Origin of the sequence: Cryomorpha ignava (assembly GCF_010686655.1) — a bacterium.
Lineage (GTDB): Bacteria > Bacteroidota > Bacteroidia > Flavobacteriales_D > Cryomorphaceae > Cryomorpha > Cryomorpha ignava.
The window spans coordinates 1-19,810 of record NZ_JAAGVY010000016.1 but is presented as its reverse complement, the minus strand read 5'-3'; the positions used below and the strand labels follow the sequence as shown (position 1 = coordinate 19,810).

General features: G+C 41.5%; 17 protein-coding genes. All 17 read right to left on the bottom strand.

The annotated features are described in order from the left end of the window. Window positions 1-367 precede the first annotated feature (367 nt). Window positions 368-925 carry a helix-turn-helix domain-containing protein gene (locus G3O08_RS09955; RefSeq protein WP_163285219.1) on the bottom strand — a complete coding sequence of 186 codons (558 nt, stop codon included), beginning with the start codon at window positions 923-925 and terminating at the stop codon, window positions 368-370. Between the two features lie 22 nt (window positions 926-947). Further along, window positions 948-1,394 (bottom strand): heme-binding domain-containing protein, encoded by a 447-nt coding sequence (locus tag G3O08_RS09950; protein ID WP_163285218.1) that lies wholly within the window; start codon window positions 1,392-1,394, stop codon window positions 948-950. Between the two features lie 561 nt (window positions 1,395-1,955). Next, window positions 1,956-2,585: a DUF3347 domain-containing protein gene (locus G3O08_RS09945; RefSeq protein ID WP_163285217.1), complete on the bottom strand. Its 630-nt coding sequence runs from the start codon at window positions 2,583-2,585 to the stop codon at window positions 1,956-1,958. Between the two features lie 292 nt (window positions 2,586-2,877). Beyond that, window positions 2,878-4,653, bottom strand: coding sequence for an efflux RND transporter periplasmic adaptor subunit (locus tag G3O08_RS09940; protein WP_163285216.1), 1,776 nt, complete (start codon window positions 4,651-4,653; stop codon window positions 2,878-2,880). Between the two features lie 10 nt (window positions 4,654-4,663). Beyond that, on the bottom strand, window positions 4,664-5,959 hold the full coding sequence (locus G3O08_RS09935; protein WP_239541120.1) for a TolC family protein: 1,296 nt from the start codon (window positions 5,957-5,959) through the stop codon (window positions 4,664-4,666). A gap of 1 nt (window position 5,960) precedes the next feature. Further along, window positions 5,961-9,815: an efflux RND transporter permease subunit gene (locus G3O08_RS09930; protein ID WP_163285215.1), complete on the bottom strand. Its 3,855-nt coding sequence runs from the start codon at window positions 9,813-9,815 to the stop codon at window positions 5,961-5,963. Window positions 9,816-9,898: 83 nt separating this feature from the next. Next, window positions 9,899-10,315 carry an HYC_CC_PP family protein gene (locus G3O08_RS09925; protein WP_163285214.1) on the bottom strand — a complete coding sequence of 139 codons (417 nt, stop codon included), beginning with the start codon at window positions 10,313-10,315 and terminating at the stop codon, window positions 9,899-9,901. A gap of 93 nt (window positions 10,316-10,408) precedes the next feature. Beyond that, on the bottom strand, window positions 10,409-12,469 hold the full coding sequence (locus G3O08_RS09920) for a M43 family zinc metalloprotease (protein WP_163285213.1): 2,061 nt from the start codon (window positions 12,467-12,469) through the stop codon (window positions 10,409-10,411). 131 nt (window positions 12,470-12,600) lie between these two features. Continuing rightward, window positions 12,601-13,518, bottom strand: coding sequence for a potassium channel family protein (locus G3O08_RS09915; RefSeq protein WP_163285212.1), 918 nt, complete (start codon window positions 13,516-13,518; stop codon window positions 12,601-12,603). 93 nt (window positions 13,519-13,611) lie between these two features. After that, window positions 13,612-14,154 (bottom strand): hypothetical protein, encoded by a 543-nt coding sequence (locus tag G3O08_RS09910; protein ID WP_163285211.1) that lies wholly within the window; start codon window positions 14,152-14,154, stop codon window positions 13,612-13,614. Window positions 14,155-14,334: 180 nt separating this feature from the next. Beyond that, window positions 14,335-14,655, bottom strand: a complete 321-nt coding sequence (locus G3O08_RS09905; RefSeq protein ID WP_163285210.1) for a phosphoribosylpyrophosphate synthetase — start codon at window positions 14,653-14,655, stop codon at window positions 14,335-14,337. 12 nt (window positions 14,656-14,667) lie between these two features. Next, window positions 14,668-15,972, bottom strand: a complete 1,305-nt coding sequence (locus G3O08_RS09900; RefSeq protein WP_163285209.1) for an APC family permease — start codon at window positions 15,970-15,972, stop codon at window positions 14,668-14,670. A 26-nt stretch (window positions 15,973-15,998) separates the two neighbouring features. Beyond that, window positions 15,999-16,676 (bottom strand): protein kinase family protein, encoded by a 678-nt coding sequence (locus tag G3O08_RS09895; protein WP_163285208.1) that lies wholly within the window; start codon window positions 16,674-16,676, stop codon window positions 15,999-16,001. Window positions 16,677-16,740: 64 nt separating this feature from the next. Further along, window positions 16,741-16,941 (bottom strand): hypothetical protein, encoded by a 201-nt coding sequence (locus G3O08_RS20905; protein ID WP_204336839.1) that lies wholly within the window; start codon window positions 16,939-16,941, stop codon window positions 16,741-16,743. A gap of 5 nt (window positions 16,942-16,946) precedes the next feature. Further along, a complete protein-coding gene (locus tag G3O08_RS09890; RefSeq protein WP_204336838.1) occupies window positions 16,947-18,254 on the bottom strand; it encodes a vitamin K epoxide reductase family protein in 1,308 nt (435 codons plus the stop codon). Further along, window positions 18,251-19,303 (bottom strand): NAD-dependent epimerase/dehydratase family protein, encoded by a 1,053-nt coding sequence (locus G3O08_RS09885; RefSeq protein WP_163285207.1) that lies wholly within the window; start codon window positions 19,301-19,303, stop codon window positions 18,251-18,253. Before G3O08_RS09885 ends, G3O08_RS09890 begins: the two co-directional genes overlap by 4 nt. Window positions 19,304-19,338: 35 nt before the next feature. Next, window positions 19,339-19,620, bottom strand: a complete 282-nt coding sequence (locus G3O08_RS09880; RefSeq protein ID WP_163285206.1) for a DUF5676 family membrane protein — start codon at window positions 19,618-19,620, stop codon at window positions 19,339-19,341. Window positions 19,621-19,810: the final 190 nt, after the last annotated feature.

The window sequence follows — 19,810 nt, the reverse complement described above, 5'->3', positions numbered from 1 at the left end:
TACATCAATTCGTTTATAAATATACTTCAAAAAGCAATCATTGATTCTTTTCTCGCATTAAAAAGTTAGTGGACTTGTTTTTTACAATTCACATTTTTGATGACTAAAAAAACGCAGTTAGAGTAACCTTTTCTACTGGGAGATTCCAAATAATAGAATATAGTCCAAAACGATAATTGGCGCATTACATCCAAAATTCACCCAAAACTGTGAGGAAGTATAGCCGTTGGTAATTCTACGCCTATTTAACATCAACTTATTTTACCTTCATTTTTCGATCGTAAGGTGAAGTAAGATATTATCGCGTCAATTTTTTTGGGGAAAGCCCAAAAAGAGTGTCACCTTGCACTAATTACGATTCACAGAATTACAGATCATTAAGAAGCTTTCGCGTTGATGGTTTTTGCTTACGAAACACGGAAGGACTATGACCAACGGCTAATTTGAAAGCTTTGCTAAAAGATTGTAGAGAATTATACCCAACCTTTTGGGCAATTTCTGTAACTGTATGATCTTCATAGCTCAACCATTCTTTTGCTTTTTCCATGCGGAGCGCTTGCCAGTAACTGTCTACAGAATGATTACAAGTCTTTTTAAAATAAGTGGCCGCAGTTGAATAAGGCATTTCAACTTTCGCAGAGATGTAATCAGATATATTCATGCTAAGCTCATCCAAATTCGCATTGGTAATGAGATCAATCAAAACGAGTTTTACCTTTTCGCAAATGATTTCATTATTGGAGACCAATCGCTCAAAACCTTCTTCTTTAAGCCTTTTATCAAGTTCTATAAACGAGCGAATACTTGCATTTTCAATATAGCCAAGCTTAACTACGGCATCTGAATAGCCTAAACCTGAAACAATGGATTCCACCGTTTTAATGCACCGCGGACAAACCATGCTTTTAATATAAATTGTCTCCATTGCTCTTAGTCTTTGGTGGGGTTTATATTTTCAGGTTTTGCATATATTCTATCACCAATGCCTGCGCTTCAGAATCAAGACGGGCTTCCTTGTGAAGTACTTTATAAGAGAATAGCGGCATTTCGCCATCTTTAATCTGACCTGCGATAGACTTTATTCTGCTCCGCTTTTTCCGATCGCTTAATTGCCCAAATTCACTAAAATTCAAATGCTCCTTGGCTTCATTAATATGTCCTTCCAAAAACCAACTCACCGGCTGCACCTTATTGTACCAAGGGTAAGCTGTATTATTGCTATGGCAATCGTAACAGGCATTTTGCAATATGTTCGCCACATTTTCGGGTGGGTCGTACATTTTTATAAAGTCGGTTTCGGGTACTTCATTTGATATATTCCTTTCTGTGGGAATAAATTGTATTCCGGCAAAGATGATTATGGCGATTATTAAGATGATTTTTAGCTTTTTCATATTGGTGAATTTTGACTTGGAGTAGTGGTAGAAGATTCAACTTTTGAATCTTCTACCACCTTATTTCAAAGTATTATTATCAAAGCCCACACGCGCCCCCAGCCCCTATAGGGGAGCGCCCACCGCACAGTTCATCGTTCCATTTGAAACCTTTGATTTAATGATCCAAGTACATGGTGGCGGCCTTGCTCTCCATGATGTGAGTTGCTCTTATGCATGAAGCGCGCGTTGGCGCCCTTCTGCATCCGACGAGGCCTTTCGCCGAGAGGAATGCACAGGGCGCGGGTAGGAAGTTGATTAGCAGATTTTCACAATGCTGAATCTTCTCCACCACATTCCCTTATCTCCAGACATTTGATCGACAAATGCGCAAATTTTCGTCTTGGTTGAAATCTGACAATTACTTTCTGCGCGCATGTGATCCACTAAGCTCACTCAAGTGTCTGAGCAAGAAAGTCCGATAGCAAGGCGCACGCATTTTTGAAAATCAAGGAGTTGACCCTTGTCAATGACTGTTTTCGAAAAAAGTGCAACGCCGATAGCGGGCTTTATGGACAGACACTATTTTAAAGTGATTTCCGCCTGAACCTTACCGCACTTCAGCATCTTGCTTCCATAAAAAGGATTGCGTATTTCGCTATTGTCGCTGAGCCACATTCCACCTTGGCCATCATTGTACATTGGGCAATATTCCTGATAGAGTTCCCGGTCTGCCCCAGCTATGGCAATCAGATCTTTCATATCGATACTCAACGTCTCAAAATGCTCGCGCTGGTGTCCAATATTTCCGTCATTAGCAGAAATATGCTCGGCGTGCTCTTTTGCATCTGCCAAAATTTCGACAACTTCATCTTTTTGACCGTTTGCATTTGCTTCCACATCAAAGCTTTCAATTGCCTTGTAAAGTTTTTTGCCTTCGCTCGCCGCTTTTGATGATTCATCATTTACAAGCGCATCTTTCATATCAAGATATGCCGAAAGCAAAGGTGCAGTAGCATCAGATTTTTTGATTTGCATTGATTCGGTATTGGCCATCTTTTTGTCAGATTTTTGGTCGTGATCACCGTCATGTTCATCATGCATCATTTCATCGCTATGCGATTCTGTTCCGTGTTCTTCTTTACCTGTCTGGCTGTTGCAGGCTGTTACTGTCATTGCCGCTAAGGCAAACATAAAAATTGACTTTTTCATTTTATTTGGTTTTTGTGTCCGTTTATCAGACGTTATTAAAGATTAAATATTTGTATGATAGTCAGGCTGATTATTATGAGAATCACAATTCCCCAAACAATCCGGCTGGTAATTTTTTTAAAAGTTGAAGGGGCTTTTTCGTCGCCCGTTTTACAACATTCTTTCATTTATTTTTTAAGATCAATTATTTTAGCTTTAATGCAGAATACAGACGATATGCTTATTGTGTTCCATAAATTCCGCAAGGCGCATGCCCATACATACGCACTCCTTCCAGTCGGCGGAGCGCATATTATTTTTCAATTGTCTCATGTATTTCTCCGCACCCCAACATTGCACTTCCAAAATATGGATTCTCGATTTCTTCTTCGGTACTGAGCCATATTGCGCCCTGGTTGTCATTTGCCATGGGGCAGAAATCCACGTAAATCGTTCGCCCAGAATAGTTGGTTGCCTTTAGTAATTTCAGGATACCTTCAGAAACTGTTTCTAATTGACCCCTGGCCGAATCTATATCGGTCATCTTTTTTAAAGCACCTTGAATCTCGACCTGTTCTTGCATCCAGACATCATGCGATTTGCCTTTGAAGCTTTTCATAGAAGTATTTGTCATTTGCTTGTCTAATTTTTCTACGGCGGTTTTCGCTTTGGCAAAATCATCATTTACAAGAGCGGTTTTTAGTTGCAGGTACCCATCAACGATTTTGTCTAACGCAGCAACCGTTTCGGGATCGGCTTTTTCCTTTACGGTTTTATCACTTTCGTTTGCTGTCGTCGTGCTCCCATGGTTGTGGCCGGTCGTTGCAGCACCACCATCGGGCGACATCATGCTTGGCTTGCCGGCAAGTTGTGCGGCCGCGTCTATGCTAAATGTTCCGTTTACCGCAATTTCTTCACCGGCTTTAAGGCCATCGGTTATTAAATAGCTGTCGCCAAGTGCAGCTCCTAAAGTCACTTCGCGCATTTGAAAGGTCGTGGAAGTTTCTGTTTGCTGCATTACGTAAACAACAGATCGTTTTCCAGTCCACATTACTGCTGTTTTGGGTACGGCAATTTCAGTATTTCCAGAAAGTTGGGATTTAATTTCACCGCTTACAAACATCTCCGGATTTAACTGGTTGTCGGGATTTTTTATAGAAACCCTTGCCTTCGCCACTCGGGTTTCTGAATTAATTATTGGATCGATAAAATCAATGGTTCCCGAAAATGTTTTCCCCGGAAGGGAAGCCACAGTAAAATCTACCTTATCACCTTTTTTAACCCATTGCATTTCAGATTCGTATACATCAAACATAACCCATACTTCAGACAGGTTTGCTATTTTGTAAAGTGGCTGGCCTTGGCCGATATAATCACCAAGATTTACCAGTTTTTCAGTAACATATCCCGAGATACCGGCAGTAATTGGCAAGTTTTCCTGAATATTTTCGGCACTCATAATATTCTGAATAGTGCTTTCGCCAATTTTCCAATTTTTGAGCTTTTGCATAGCTGCATTGTACAGGGCGGGCTGGGTATCTTTAATTTTTCGGGCTTCGAAAAGTTCTTGTTGCGCGGTAACCAAATCGGGAGAATAGATGCGCCCTATAACTTCTCCTTTGGAAACGTACTCGCCTGTAAAGTTTATTTTCAAGTCTTCTATCCTTCCGGGAATGTGGCTGGATTGAACATAAACCAGGCGCTCATCTTCGGTTATTTTCCCGTTTAATTTAAGCGTTTTTTCATTTGCAGATCCACCGCCTACAATTTGCGTTTCAACTCTGGCAAGCTTCATGGCGGCTGGCGTCATGGCAATGGCATCTGGATCCATACCGCTATTGCCATCACTTTCCAGAAGGATTAAATCCATGCCGCATATTGGGCAATCTCCCGGTTCGGGCTGTCGTATTTGTGGGTGCATAGAACATGTCCATACTTCGTCCTGCACTTCTACAGTTGCGTTCACACCATCGCTATCAGCTACTGTTTCAGTATTTCCAGATGAACTGAAAAAAGAACCAATGCCAATCCCCACAATCAAAGCAATACTTATTGCTATTGCGACTTTTATATTTTGTGTTTTTTTCATGATCTAAAATTTAATTGTTGCGAGACATTATGTAGTCCATTTCTGCAAAGGATATATTGTATTGTACCAAAGCGTTTACTAACGTTCGCTGATATTTCAAGAGCTGTTTCTGAATGTTTAATACGTCTTCAAAATCATTCCCGCTATTGGCGTAAGCCGATAAAAGCAGGTTCATAGTTTGCTGCGTTGTTACAACCTGCCGGCGATAGAGCGCGATAAGATCCGTTTGTTTTTTTAAGTCAAATTGAACTTTGTGAAACGACGAAAGCAGAGAATTTGAATAGTCTTGTTTTTTTAATTCAAACGACTCCTGTAATAATTCTGCTTCGCGAATGGCTCCCTTATACTTTCCCCGAAAAATCGGAATGCTCATCGTAACCATGGGCATCAAAACATTTTGACCGTTTTTGGGCATGTCCATGTCTGTGCGTTTATCGACCAAAACATAATCTATCCCAACGCCAAAAGCAGGCAACCCCTGTTTTTGAGCAGCTATTTGTTGCGCTTCGGCGGCTTGTGCCTGAAGCGAAAGTGAAGCCAAAGATGGATTGCGAGAGAGTATCGAATCTGGCTGAAACACGATGGGTGCATTCTGAACCGTTAGCGTGTCTGATATTTCAATGGCAGCATTGTACGGTCGGTTCAACAGCTTGTTAAATGCAGCGTGCATTCCATTTTCCTTTTCTTGCAAAATTGCAAGTTCCACAATTGCATCTTGAAGGGTTATATCCGCGCGCAGTGCATCGGCCAGGCTGCCACTTCCATTTTCAAATTTGCTTGTGGCAATTGTTTTGAAAGATTCGAGAATTCGGATATTTCCAACTTCAATTTCCTGCAATTCGCGCAATTCATAAAGCGGATAATAGATTGCAGAAACTTGATAGTAAAGCGCATTTCGGGCATCCAGAAAAGCCTGATATTTGGCTTCTGCATTCAGCGTAGCAACATCGCCACGAGCACTTAGTGTACCAAACCACGGAAACATCTGCGAAAGCGAAAACTTAGCTCTCTGTGGCCCTACGCGTGTTTCTACCGGTGAGAGAAAATAGCCAAAAGAAAACGTAGGATCGGGCAGGGAATTTACCTGCACAACGCGCTCCAGCGATGCTTCAAAATCGGTGTACTTGGCCTTTAAACCGGGATTGTCTTCTGCCGCTATTCGGTAATAATCTTCCAGAGTCTGAGCACTTAACTGCGCTGAAAAGAAGACTGTTAATGCGAATAGGAAGCCTTTTAAAGTCATCATTTTATAAAAATTAAACCTGCTCATCGATATGCGTGTTGATTTTAGTCCTTTGTAGATCATATCAATTCAATTTTAGGTTTTGTGTTTCGGCATTCAAACTTCTGCGTTCTTGTTTTCGGATGACCGTTTCGCGCCAGTAAGACTGTAAAACGGGAACCACAAACATGGTCATGATCTGAATGGTCATCCCACCAAAAGTGGGTATCGCCATAGGAATCATGATGTCTGCACCTTTTCCTGTTGATGTGAGTATGGGCAGTAGCGCAATAATCGTCACAGCAGTCGTCATCATTGCCGGTCGAACCCTTTTTTGGCCTGCTTCGAGCACCGAATCGCGAACTTCTGTAATGGTGTCGGGTTTTCTCTTTTCAAATACCTGATGGATGTATGTTCCCATAATCACCCCATCATCGGTAGCTATCCCGAAAAGGGCTATAAAACCTACCCAAACTGCCACACTTAAATTAATAGTATGCATTTGAAACAGCTCACGCATGTTTATATCTGCAATAGAAAAATCCATAAACCAACCTTGGCCGTAGAGCCAGAGCATTATGAACCCCCCAGCGAACGCAACAAAAACTCCCGAAAAGTGAATAGACGATGCGATAACGGTTTTGAACTGGAAGAAAAGCAGCAAGAAAATGACGAGCAAACTTATTGGAATCACAATTGAAAGGCGCTTAACTGCCCGAATTTGATTCTCGTAAGTTCCTGAAAATTTATAGCTTATCCCCGCAGGAACGGTAAGCTCACCGGTATCAATTTTATTTTGAATGGCCGCTTGAGCGCTGTTTACTACATCAATTTCAGCAAAATCTTCCCGCTTGTCAAAAAGTACATATCCCGTTAAAAAAGTGTTTTCGCTTTTAATGGCTTGTGGGCCGCGTTTGTACTCAAAATCAACCAGCTGACCCATTGGAATCTGTGCACCTGTGGGAGTAGCAACCATTATTTTCTTGAGTGCTTCCGGATCGTCGCGGAGTTCACGCGGATAGCGCACCCGTATCGGAAAGCGCTCCCTGCCTTCTACTGTCGAACCTATTTTCATACCACCAATTGCAGTTTCAATAGTTTGCTGTACATCGGCCACATTCAAACCGTATCTGGAAATCTCTTCGCGGTTTATATTTAAATGCAAATAGGGTTTTCCTACAATCCGATCCGCAAAAACGGCTTCGGCTTTTACCGAAGGCACTTCTTTTAAGATCGTTTCAAGTTCGCGACCAAAAGCTTCAATTGTTTCCAGTTTTGGGCCGTAGACTTTTATTCCCATGGGTGCACGCATTCCCGTTTGAAGCATCACAAGCCGAGTTTCAATAGGTTGTAATTTTGGGGCGGATGTTACTCCGGGTATTTTAGTCACGCGGACTATCTCGTCCCAGATATCATCAGGCGATTTAATTTCGGGACGCCAGTTTCGAAAATATTCTCCTTGTTCGTCGGGAATAAGATCGACGTCTGTCAAATCTGCTTTCAGCGCATTTTCATTGGTTAGGCTGTCGCCGGATGTCGTTATGTACCTATTCTGATTATCCACTTTAAACCTTCGACGATGTCCATCTTGGTCAAGCATATATTCGGGCTTGTAATTAATTACATTTTCGAACATCGAGATTGGTGCCGGATCGAGCGCAGACTCAACACGCCCAAGTTTTCCCACCACCATATCTACTTCGGGTATGGCGCTGACGAGCATATCAATTTGCCCCAACACTTCTCTGTTGTACTCCATTCCCGAGTGGGGCATGGATGTGGGCATCAGCAAAAAGCTACCTTCATTTAGCGAAGGCATAAACTCTGAACCTATTCCCGGAAAGAAATCCGAAGATGTTTCCCAAAATCCGGTGTCGCGTATATTCCACCCTATTTTTTCGCCGCCTTTGGCCACAAAACCAAAAGACTTGTCAAAACCTTTCCAAGCCAAAATACCCAGCAGTAAAGTGAACAAAGGGATTAGCATAAACTTGCCCTTATTGGCCAAACACCACTTAAGAACAGGCGCGTAAAAACGGACGATAGAGAGCAAGGCCGCCAAGATAATTCCGATTAGAAAAAGCACAAAAATATAGTTGACAAGCAGGCTATTTACAACGCCAAGGGGCATCCATTCTTTGGTAAGAAAAAACGAAGCCACAAAAACCGTAAGTGCGAGATTTATATAATTTGGAAACTTTTCATACCGCTCCGGCCATTTTTTCTCGAGCAATCCGTTTATACCGATTAAACAAAGTGCCAGCGGCAAAAGTGTTCCAAAATAGATGGCCACAACAAGTCCGGAAGCAATCAACAGGCTACTCCAAAAGCGACGCACTTTTTTCTTGTCGTAGTTAATTCCAAAAAGGATATGCGCCAATGCCGGAAGCACCACCAGACCGAGTACAAGAGCCCCGAGCAATGCAAAGGTTTTGGTGAAAGCCAAAGGTTTAAACAGCTTTCCTTCTGCCGCTTCCATCGCAAAAACGGGAATAAAACTCACAATAGTAGTGGCGAGAGCGGTGATAATAGCCGATGCTACTTCTGTGGTTCCTTCATAAATTACTTCGAGAAGTTCCCTACCGCGCACGCCTTTGTTTTCGGGCATGTCCAGGTGGCGCAGAATGTTTTCTATAAACACAATGGCCACATCTACCATGACTCCTATCGCAATGGCTATCCCCGAAAGGGCAACCACATTGGCATCTACCCCCGAATATTGCATAACTATAAACGTCATCAATACGCCTACCGGCAGCAGACCTGAAATAATGATGGATGCACGCAGATTTAAAACCAAAATAAGCACAACGATTATGCTGATAAGTATCTCGTGCGAAAGGGCAGTTTCGAGCGTGCCAATCGTTTCTTGAATGAGTTCCGTCCGGTCGTAAAAAGGAATGATGGTAAGCTGGCTTTCCACACCATTTGGTAAAATCTTTTTGGGCAGTCCGGGAGCAATTTCTGCAATTTTGCCTTTCACATTATTAATTACTTCCAGCGGATTGGAGCCGTAACGGGCAACTACCACACCACCTACTACTTCGGCGCCACCTTTATCGAGCAAGCCCCTACGAGCTGCTGGCCCAAGGCTAACCTTGCCAATGTCTTTTATTCGCACAGGTACATTGTCCTGCACGGCCACTACTGCTTTTTCAATATCTTCTATGTTTTTTACATACCCGAGTCCGCGTACCAGGTATTCGGCTTTGTTGATTTCGATGGTTTTGGCGCCTACATCTTTATTGGATTTTTGCACCGCCATCATCACTTTTTCAAGCGGTATTTTATAGGCGAGCAGAGCATCCGGGTTTACATCTATCTGATATTCCTGCACAAATCCACCAATGGAAGCCACTTCCGAAACACCTTCAGTGGCGTTGAGTCCGTACTTCACGTAAAAATCCTGGACGGTGCGAATTTCGTGGAGATCCCAGCCACCCGTAGTGTTGCCATCTTTATCGCGTCCTTCAATAGTGTACCAATATACCTGCCCCAGTGCGGTTGCATCTGGACCCAGTGTTGGATTAACCGCATCGGGCAAGAGTCCTGCGGGAATAGAACTTAGCTTTTCCAGAATTCGGGAACGCGACCAATAGAATTCCACATCTTCCGAAAAGATGATATAGATACTCGAAAATCCAAATATGGAAGAGCTTCTGATCGTTTTCACTCCCGGAATACCCAATAAATAAGTGGTGAGCGGATACGAAATTTGATCTTCAATGTCTTGTGGCGAACGCCCGGGCCATTGGGTAAAAACAATTTGTTGGTTTTCACCAATGTCGGGAATGGCATCTACTGGTACAGGGTCTTTCGGTAAAAAACCGGTATCCCAGTTGAAAGGAGAAACCACAATTCCCCAGGTTACAATAGCTATCAGAATAAGAATGGTAACCAGCTTATTCTCTAAAAAATAGCGAATGATTTTATTCAGCATGAAAATATGATTTGATGAAATAAAATAATGAAGCAAAAGCGATGGAATATCGGCTTATTGCGAAACACTAATTAATCATCAAATCAGATACGGAAAACCTGAAAAAGAATAGTAATATCGGGTTGTGTGACCGGGGGCAGGTAAGTGAAAAAATCGTCCCTTAGAGATTCGCGGGCGAATGTGAAATCAATAAAAGTGGCTACAAAGGCCTGAATAAAAATGGCGTTTGGAATAGGACTAAGGCTTGTTGCGGTAAAACCATCCTTGATACTTGCGGTCGTGTAGTGATTTTCACAACATGGAATGGACTGAACCGTATTGGCAGCATCGTCATTCGCGCAAGTTGTGTCCATATCTGGCATTCCACAATCCAGATTTTTTGCGCCAATCATAAACTGCGACTCCACCACTTTTCCGCCACAATAGTGGCTTGCAAGCGTTAACCCCACATTGCTGAGCAACAGGATAAACGAAAGTGATATGGCGATGGCTTTGCGCATTGGTACAAATATACGTTTTGTAAATTAAAGGGGTGTTATATGATTATGTGTGTTTGTTGTTGAATTATGTAATCATCAAGCATTCTACAGCTTTCAATTATTCAGAATTACAAGTTTCATTGTTTTAGGCGTTGTTGCTGCTTGAATTTTTATAAAATAAATTCCTTGTTCAAACCCTTCCGTTGAGATGGTGATATTGTGGTTTCCCTGGGTCATATTCTGGTCATTTAATGAGCGCATTAATTGCCCTTGTAGATTATAGACTCCGATGGTTACCTTACTTTTCTGCGCAAGCGAATATTCCAGAGTAGCCTTGTTTGTGGCAGGGTTTGGATAAAGTTTAAGATTAGATATATCATTTGGTACTTCATTTATATGGGTAGCGAAATTAGTGCCCCCGACCACATTTATATTGTCAATATACAGGTTGTTTCCCCCATCAGTAACATTTACAATTTTAAGCTGTACGTAAGGTTCATCGCGGTAACTATTGAGCGAGATATGCGCATTTTTCCATTGGGAAGAATCGGGAACAAACGGCGTTGTTTGGACGGGCCCAGTTGTTAATCCATTTTGAGTTCTGTAAAATATCTGACTGTAATTAACACCACAATCTACAGAGAGCAAAACCAGCATTTCATCCGAAAAAGTTGGATCGGATTTAGCGTAAGCCCATTTATAATTCATATAAACGTTTGAATCAGGATTAGCGGTAGTTAGATCTAAGTAAGGCAATACAAGTTCGTCTGTAGAGCCATAATTCGTATTAATGAGATTGTTGATTTTGATGGAATAATTTCCTGAAACCGATGCCATCGAATCCAACTCCCAGGTTATGCCACCATCCAGATTATTAATAATCAGGTTGGAAGGGGGATATATACCGCTGTCAAAATTTTCTTCAAATCCAAGAGCGTCGCCTGTACCTGGTACACTTACCGTGATGTAACCCGTTGTCTCAAGACTATCGCTGCTGATTCCATCAGAAACGACCAGTTTTACAGCAAAAGTACCAACAGAATTGTATGTAACAGTTGGGTTTTGTTCCGTTGAACTTTCCGGTTCGCCACCTGTAAAGGTCCATTGCCAGCTCGTTGGGTTATTAAGCGACTTATCCATAAAATACACACTATTTCCATTGCATATATCTGTGTTGAGCGTAACAAAATCAGCCGCAATAGGACAATTTTCGGGGGCAACATAATTACTATCACACCCCGTAGCCACAAGGTTTGTTGCGAGCCAAATTTCTGTACGAATGGTGTCGAGTGTAGCATGTATTCGTTCCGACTGTCCGGCAGTAAACATACTCTGACACGCATCCGGTGTGTAATTCAAATAGTTTTCTTTCAAATCATTTAAATCTGGCATATCATTGGAGCAGGTGTTTTGGTTAACACAAGTGTAACTCGGCCCGGCCTGTGGTGGTGTATCACATACGTAGTCTCCATCTGTACAAGGGTCTGTACCACAACCATTATTGAAAGTGTGATAAAGTCCAAACCAATGACCAACTTCGTGGCTTGTTGTGCGTCCAAGGCCAGCAGATGCTGTTCCCATATTTCCAAATAAGTTATGTCTCACAACTATTCCATCTTCATCTGGCGGGCCACCTGGAAATGAAGAATAACCACCAACATTACCGTTGATGCTCTTTACAATGTAAATATTTAAATAGCGGGTATTATCCCAAAAGCTAAGTGCTTTGAGCAATGGGCGCTGATAAGCTTGATGGTTGCTAAGCGGAGATTTTACCCTTACTATTCCATTTGTGCAGTTGCCATCAGGATCTATTTTTGCCATACAGAAGCGTACTTCTGTATCTACGCCGCTGCCATCACCGTTTGTGCCAGCAATTTTCCCGAAGTCTTCGTTAAGGACTTGAATCTGACTTTGCACTTGAGCTTCAGAAATATTTTCTATACCGCCATTATGGATAATGTGTACAACCACAGGAATCGTTCGAATACTATCTGATGAAGATCTCTCATTTCCGGAGATTAATCGCTGATTTATTTTCGCCTGAATTTGACGTTCAGATTCCAATAAGGATTTTTTATTCGTTACCTGGTCAAAATAGCAAGGCTCACTATCCTGAGAGAATAGCGACAAGCTGCTTGCCGTTATAATGAGTAAACATATAATTGTTTTCATAATCTCGTTATTGTTTGATTTCATTTACTCAAATCTTCTTGCAATGTAAGGAATTGCAAGGAATGTCGTTTTTTCACTTGTCTAATTGCATGACATATTCACACAAACATATTTTGAAAATATTTTTCTACTTAACCTGACGTCGTTTTCAAGATGTCAGAATCCCATCCATCACTTTTCAAGATATCCTTAAAGAGTGCTTTTCGAATATCCTTATCGGCAAGCTTGTCATTCTCATTTTCGGATAACGTACCCACCGTTTTTACGAAAGTGCCATTCACCGTATGTAGGTAGCTGTTCATAGAGTGGTATAGTGGGTGCAGGGTATTACTATCAACATTGTTTTTAAGCGCATCTACCAATAGCTGATCTATGCGCGCCAGGTTAGGTGCAAGAGATGTAGTTTCGTCTGTACTATAGAAATAATGTACAATAGGATAGGCTAGATGATTTTGATTGTGTTTATTGATCATGTTTCGAAGCTGATCTCCATTTCTAATGACAGCCTGAACCTTATCGCCTTCATCTTTCACATACAGCAGGTTGGCTATAAATAAAGCCAGTGACCTTTTGTGTAATACAGCTGATGATACTGAAATAAGATAAGTCATACCTGTAGTAATAAAAATGAAACCCGAAAAAGAGAATATCGCTGTCATTACCTTCCAGCCCGATGATCCAGGTACAAAATCACCATTCCCTAATGTAGAAAGCATATAGCCACTAAAATAAAATTTATCTATCGTTGGAGCTGCTGTTGCACTACTGGCATCCATGACTGCAGTATGGTCAGATAATAGTGACAAGAAAAATCCAATCCAAAGTGCACCAAGCCACCAACATATTAAAGCAAGTATTATGGCAACACCCGAAAATCGTAAAATGGTTCTGTTAACAGCTTTGGTGTTCATCCAAAGAAAGCATCTGGCTATTCCTTTAGAGATCATGGACGTTATAAGACCTGCTCCGTTAATAGAAATAACGGTAAAGAAAAAATCATAAGCCACAATTATTAAAAGACAAATGGCTATGTATAAATAAATTTCCATAGGTTAGTTTTAAGTTTCATCCTTTTTATTTTCCTGACTTTTAGTGTTTGCAGGATTTTGTATAGACAAATTTAGCAGTTCCACACAGAGTGTTCATTTCGATTGTTTCAATGTGTCGAATTTCACAATCTTTTTCGTGAGAAAAAATATGATGGTGGGAAGCAGGGTGAACTGTAGCACCGGTAAAAGCCCGGCATCCACCCACGGAAGTAAGGGCATCGCATCCGCATAAGCCCAGTTGCCTGCTGAAGTATGGCGTATCTCCGCCAGGATTGCTCCCAGCCATCCCGCCAGCATCAACCACAAAACACCTCGTATGGTTAGTTTTTTGATCCAAAATACATCCTTGTATATGAGGCCAAAACCAAACAATAGTGCATACACCATGAGCATATCGGCAACAGAGGCCAGTCCGCAAAAACTGATGTGTGCCAGATCAAACTTAAACCCTGCATAGAGTGGACCTTGAGTTACTTCCCATGCCCAATTAAAGAAAAAGGCAAGGCTGCCTACCAGTATCAAATATTTGTGATAAGCCGGGTGGCTTTCTACCCTTTTTCTAGAATAAAAATACGCTAATAGCACGAGGCCGAGCGCGATAACCGGAGTGATAAATAGGTTCAAATTAAAATTCATGTCTAACTTCTATTTATGCTTTTCTTGATCAACTGCGCATTCAACGCGAATATCGCTATATGATCAACACGCTTTATCTTCATTACAGGCTCGGTTGCTCATTCCTTTCTCAGTGCTTTTTTAGCCTCAGTTCTATCAGCTTGTTTTGGCGGAAGCGTGGATATTTTATTAGCTCAATCATTAAGCGGTCATTTTAAGTTTTTGAATCATTGCTTCATTGAGGCTGCTACTGTATACCCCATAAGCATCAACCAATATGCCTTTAGTGCCATTGTTACCGGTGATGGCATACACAATGCTATTATCATCAGCGTTACTCATTCCTTCAAACCGATAAAAAGCATCCACTTCAAAATCTTCCGGGTGCAATTGTAGTTTGGAAGTGAGGCATTCCAGGCAGTCAGGTTTCAGATTGAGGTCTTCTACATATCCTTCCTTTATTAATGCGTTAGTAGCTTCGCTCAATGTGTCGTAAGATGCCTTGCTATTTGCTTTAGTCATACTTTCTATTTTTTATTCTTTTTCATCTGATTTCCATTGTAAAAACCACCTTTCTCCAACAAATACTAAAAACATCAGTATTACGGAAACCACTATTACTAAAATGTCGGTGGAAGCTTTGATCCAGAGAAATGCGCCTAATACTAGTAGGTCAAGTAGAATGGCAGCAATAACGATTGCGCCATTAATTTTTACTTTTTTTCTAAGATTTTTTAGTACACCCCACTGGAGTATTATGTCCATGGTTAAGTAAAAAATAGCTCCCAGAGAAGCGATACGGGTTAAGTCGAAAAATGCCGTGAGGGTAATGGCAATAATTACAGTATAAACCAGCATGTGCTTTTGCAATCCACCTGGCATTCCGAAATGTTTGTGTGGGATTAGTTTTATTTCAGTGAGCATTGCAGTCATCCTCGAAACGGCAAATATGCTGGCAATGACCCCTGAAATAGTAGCTACAATGGCAATACCCACAGTAAACCATAAGCCGTATTTTCCAAATGCAGGTTTAGAAGCTTCTGCCAGTGAAAAATCTTTGGCGGCTTTAATCTCCGGGATTGTCAAATTTGCTGATACTGCCAAAGCCACGAGTAAATACACCAACGTGCAAATAAAGAGCGAAATGATAATGGCACGACCCACATTTTTATTTGGCTTTTCAATCTCACCCCCGCTATTTGTAATAGTGGTAAAGCCTTTATAAGCCAGAATGGTAAAAGCCAAAGCCGCTATATAACTGGTTGCCGTATGGTCACCAGAGATAGATGAAGGCAAGGCTTCAGAAAACGAGAAGCCTGCTGCCCACAGGCCACCAATGGCGAAAATGGCCAGACCTCCTATTTTGATAACTGCCAATATCAGAGAAGAGCGGCCAATCACCTTATTACCAGAAATATTAACCAAAAAGGCAACGACTAATAGTAATACACCCAAAATAGGTATCCAAACACTATTTTTCTGTACATCAAAAAGCTGTAAAGTATATGTTCCAAATGTGCGCGCTACCAAACTTTCACCAATCACCATTGAAAAAGCCATTAATAGCGATCCCGCGGCAGTGATTGTACCCGGACCATAGGCCTTTTTTAGGTACATGGCAATGCCACCGGCTGATGGAAAAGCATTGGACATTTTGATATAAGTATAGGCACTAAAAGCAGAGATGACGGCTCCTACCAAAAAAGCTAAGGGAAACAAAGCTCCGGAAAGCTCAGCCACCTGACCGAGCAAAGCAAAAATACCAGCACCTATCATCACTCCAGTACCAAGCGCCACTGCTCCGGTTAAACTTAAACTATTCTTTTTGTAAGTATCCATAACTTCTGTTTAGCAAAATTTAGTCATCAGTATTCGCCACCATAACTCATAGTAAAATAAGCTCCAGTATCCTCTGTGAATTTCTGTTGTTGTAAACCATAATCTTCTGTAAGATACTCTTCTATCTCAAAATTGATCGTTTTGATCTTAATGCCCATCAAATAAGCTTCAACTACAGCATTGCTGCTGATATTTATCTGTCCGTTTTCTTTTTTCTCGTTTCTATTTTTAATCGTAATTAGACTTTTTGATCCAAAAAAGCTTAGCACTCCTGACTCTATGCTCATCTTCAAATGAATGTCTTTTAAGTCACCCCCACGTCGTAAATCATACATATCCTTAAAATCTTCAGAGGTTACCTCCACTTTTATCTTCTCATCATCCGGATCACTAAATGGAAATACGTTCAATAATACATCTAGCTCTTTGGGATTGCAGCGGTAAGTGGTGGTGTATTTTTCATTTAGTTGGCTCTTTTCATTGTACAACTCTGTAACCACATCTACTTTATACGTTTCCCCATCGTGCTTCAAATCTCCTATTATGAAAATTTGTTTGCCTAAAAGCTGTTCGTTCTTGTCAAAGTTTTCACGTTCTATTTTTTTTCCTGCAATTTGTTCAATAAACATTTCTTTCGCCTGACCATGCATTATTACAGAGACAAGTTGAAGGCATGTTATTATGACGAGCAAGGCATTACGCATGATGGTTGATTAACTTTTGTGTGTAATTAAAAATTCCCCAATAATATTCACTAACAAATCCTTTTTACACCACATATTTATCCCAAAGGCCATATTTTTCTTTGATTTTTCCTTTTGAAAAGGAAAGTGCCATTATGATAAGTCCGGCCAGACTACTGCTTATCGTATGTATCATATTGCTATCTTCTACTAACCACGGCATCACAACCAGTGCCAAGCCTAATAAAACGTTGAAATAACGAAAGACTCTAAGTACTTCAGCCATAGCTACTACCGCAAAACGATCGCGAGTGCTCCACCCAAATGGTTTAGATTGGCACCGGATGTTTCAATTCCCATCTTGAAAACGAACGGAGAAATCATCAACCAAAACCCAATAAATACAGAAATTGTTAACTGCCAAGGCGCCGTCATTCCCCATAATGATGATTTGGAAACTTTCCACGGGCTATCAACAAATGTTGCCAATTCAGGAGAACGTTGATCGTTTTCAGTAGAAAGTGCATCGCCACCTTTCCAAAACACTTTCCATAACGAATCCCCTTTTTGTTTTCGTTGCACCATGTGTTGCCACATAGCTATTACTTCATCAATTTGTAAGGGAATCATGGGAAGCATAATAATGGCGGAAAAAAGGCAAAGGGCACACCAGGCGCCAACCGTAAGCGGCTGGGAAATCACTAAGAATATACTCACCAAACCTAGTGGAATGACCAAAAAACCAAAAAAGGTGACCATCCACGGCATAGTTCGCCATCGGGAAGCTCCCCCCATAAATCCCATTAAAAATTCCAGCGTGTAGGCGAGTGTGCCGAGTGCCGCATCTGAAATGGGCCAGCTATGCGACATATCGGAGTTCAAAACATTTAAGGTGCCGTCGCCAAAAAAGGGATCCCAGGCAATATCTACATAGCCTAATTGAAATGCCCCCAAATAGCGGGATGCCAGCCACCCGATAAATGCCAGGCCAATCATAATAGCACGCTGCGGCCAGCTTGAAGGATTGTAACTCCAACCGGTTGGCACATTGCCTCCCATTTTCATAAACGTAATCATGTTGGGCATGCCGGGTATGAGAATAGATAAAGCAATAATTAAGGCTCCGACCATGGTTCCGTTATAATAAGCTACAGCGGTTGGTGCCCAAAACAACAGCGGTGCCATACTGATCCAGATCCCGATAAAACAAATGATCCAAACGCTATAAGGTCGGTTAGGCTTAAGTGACCGCCAACCAAAAACAACCAGTAAGAATCCACTGATGATATCACTCCAATACATGGCTGCAATGCGATCACTAAGTGACAACCATACAGGCCTTCCGCCGGCAGGTGATACTACATTTTTTCCATAATCAAAAGTGAGCGGGGAAGTGATCATCCAAAGACCCAACAATACAATGACCCAGTACACCCAGAGCGTTTGTTTGTGGTGTTCTTTCAGCATTGTCATGCGATCATCTGTACTCATTTTCATGGCACTCATATCCATGTGCTCATTGCCTTCCGTGTCCATCATCGGTCGGGTAACACCTCGTGAACCCATACCTTCCATTTTATGCTGTTGATCTGCCATCATTTTTCAGGGCTTTCCCCTAGTTTATTGTCTTTGTAAAATTTTTCTGGATTGGCCTTTAATTTCTCAATCATTTTGGGCAGGGTATCTCGCAAACCGTGTTTGGGTTGCCAGCCCAACAACTTTTTAGCTTTGGAACTGTCCATTTCAAAGTGATCGTTGGCCAAGTCGATCATCCAGGGTTTTATGAAGGTTTTTCCAAATAGGTTTTGCATAAATGCCCCAGCTTTGGCAAACCATTTAGGTATATGAATAATGTTAGATTTCTTCCCATTAATTTCCGTACTTATTATGTCCTGCAATTCCTGATAAGTCAGGGTTTCGTCATCGCCAATATTCAATATGACTTCCTTTGGAACGTCATTCCTTTTTTCAATGGCCAGTGCAATGGCATTGATTACATCATCACGGTGCACATAAGTGCTGCCATGCGCTGTGTTGGCAGGATAGAGCCGTGCTGAAATTTGCTTTTCATAAATACGCTGCACCTGATTTGTGATGGGAATTGAACTGCCTTCTTCACTATACACCCCCGCTATGCGCATTAGCATTATTGGAATTTCACCCCGTTTTTCATGCATTACTTTTTCGGTGGTGACTTTAGATTTCGGATAGTCCCATTTGGGTTCCAAAGGTGATGCTTCAGTGATGAGAACTCCGGGGGACGAAGGTTTATACACCAACATACTGCTTGAAAAAATGAATTGCTCAACTTCAAAATCCTGCAAGTATTTCAGCATCCGCTCCGTACCTTTCACAGTCACCTTATCATACAGATCAGAGGGTTCACCTAAGAAATCATAATAAGCGGCCAGATGCACAACCGATGCTATTTTGTTACCATAGGCGTAGCGAATTCTTTTGAATGCAAAGTCCATTCGGTCATCGCTGGTGAGATCCACACATACACATTCTGCTTCCACGGGCGGAAAAGGATAGCCGTCCTGGTCAAATCCAACAACATGGTATTTTTCAGCTAGCTTATGAATTAAGGTCGAGCCTATCATTCCACTGCTTCCCGTCACAATTACTACTTCGGTTTTATCTTTCATTTGTTTATTTTTTATCCACTACTATCCTTACTTAATCATTGGTACTTTTTGTTAAAAGAGATATTGTAAACCGCTGCTATCAGCGCTCCAAATAGCCAACCCAGAATAAACGTTTCTACCAAGCCTATTAATGCTTCAGTCCAGGGTATGTTCATTCTAACGATAGAGCTGATATCAAGTCCGTGAAGCAAACTGTTGAAAAACCAGATGGTACCTTCATGGCCTATTGTGACCATCAGTATAATGCAGCCCAGGTAGAATATAACTCCTGCCACTCCCCAGGCCAATGCAAATTTTTTAATGCTGATGTATTGCATGATCGTTTTCGTTCTTAGATTGATTTTCTTGATTACTGTCTGGCTCGTAATGGTCTCCGTGGCTGTCCCGACCCCCTATAAATTAGACTACAGTTAAAGTTTGAGATTTGTTGAATAATTGTCTTTAGGTTTTTTTTAGGCATTGGCAAGTCAAGTAATCCTACCTGACTTGCTTACCCATTTTACTTTC